Genomic DNA, 1,021 nt, shown 5'->3' with positions numbered 1-1,021 from the left:
ATGCAGGCAACCTCCTCATCCCTGAGCTGGTATCTGGCCTTGAACTTTTGGTAGACGCCGCCTTTTTGGTCACACCCCAGGAAGCACTCCGTTATTCCAAGCTCTGATGCCCGACTCTCAACGGCCCTGGATGACCTGCCTGATATTATGCACACGACAATGCCCGCCTTCTGGAGCATCTTGATACCTTGTCCGTCTCTGACGTTGAAGGCCTTGATCTCTTCTGCACGGGCATCCAGGACAATGCTGCCATCTGTGAGCACGCCGTCTACGTCCAGCACCACGGCCATGACCTCTTTGGCCCTGGCTATAATATCGGGAGATATTTCCATTGTCATTTATTATACACCGACGGGGCATGGAAAAAGAAGGGGCAGAGACAGGGCTATCGTATTTGACCGTGGCAAAAAAAAAGAAAACAGGGGGTCAACCAGAAATCTGCTATAATAGGGGGTAAGACAGCCACAAACACAGAGCTGATAACAAACAGGGAGGACTTTGAACAGGACTATGACTTACGACGAAATGCTAAACCTGGGCGCCGAACATTATAGCCATGCGATACAGATAGCCGACAGAGTATGGTGGGTAGGGCACTATCTGGATGGCGATACATTTCAATGCCACCCCTACCTCATAGAGAACGCAGACCAGTCGGTGCTCATTGATCCCGGCTCACATCTGACCTTTAAACAGACCTTACAGAAAATTGAAGAGGTTATCCCCTTTAAGAATATACGCTACTTTATCTGCCACCACCAGGACCCCGACATAACGGCAGTATTACCGGACATTGATAAACTGATCAGCCGCACCGATGCCGTCATCGTGTCACATTGGCGTGCGGTTGCACTGCTTAAACATTACGACCTTAAAACCCCGTTCTGGCTGGTGGAGGAACACGACTGGAATCTGGACATTGGAGGCAGACTGCTTCAATTTGTATACACACCGTATCTGCACTTTCCGGGGGCGTTTGTCACGTTTGATACCAAGGACGGGGTGCTGTTTTCAAGCGACA

Annotated in this window: 2 protein-coding genes; one reads left to right on the top strand and one right to left on the bottom strand. The window is 50.1% G+C overall.

Features of this window, described 5'->3' with window-relative positions; genetic code table 11:
- Positions 1-338 (bottom strand): KdsC family phosphatase (locus tag HWQ67_RS19625; RefSeq protein ID WP_425340744.1); only part of this gene is annotated, 338 nt, incomplete at its 3' end.
- 160 nt (positions 339-498) lie between these two features.
- Between HWQ67_RS19625 and HWQ67_RS19620 the strand changes: the two genes are divergently transcribed.
- On the top strand, positions 499-1,021 hold a 523-nt coding region (locus HWQ67_RS19620), incomplete at its 3' end, for an MBL fold metallo-hydrolase (RefSeq protein WP_218254383.1).

Source organism: Candidatus Magnetobacterium casense (assembly GCF_019173545.1).
Taxonomy (GTDB): domain Bacteria; phylum Nitrospirota; class Thermodesulfovibrionia; order Thermodesulfovibrionales; family Magnetobacteriaceae; genus Magnetobacterium; species Magnetobacterium cryptolimnobacter.
Note: the sequence above shows the minus strand (reverse complement) of the source record. Positions and strands in the feature narration are given on the sequence as shown.